Raw genomic sequence first — 272 nt, forward strand, 5'->3', positions numbered from 1 at the left:
CGTTTTCAATACACGCTGTTTGTTTGGTTTGTCCGAACCACCCAGTGTCGATGTTTGTTGAATGATGGGTAACCCTATTCTTTAAATGACAGAGTAGTATTAGAATCACTCTTTATATTAGCTTCACCTAAGAACAATGCACCAGCTTTAGCGCCAACATTGCCTGTCCAAGGTGTCATCAGCCACTTTAATTGACAGTGAATTCGGAACCGCCAATGACGGTGGTTTTTTGTTTTCGTCACCGACGTCAGTGTGGCGATCAGGATTCGCCT

At 43.8% G+C, this 272-nt stretch carries 1 protein-coding gene; it reads right to left on the reverse strand.

Annotation, left to right across the window (positions count from 1 at the left end):
- Positions 1 to 74 precede the first annotated feature (74 nt).
- The coding region (locus VF724_RS21445; protein WP_371756260.1) for a hypothetical protein at positions 75 to 272 on the reverse strand (198 nt) is incomplete at its 5' end.

Source organism: Ferviditalea candida, assembly GCF_035282765.1.
GTDB classification, from domain to species: Bacteria; Bacillota; Bacilli; order Paenibacillales; family KCTC-25726; genus Ferviditalea; species Ferviditalea candida.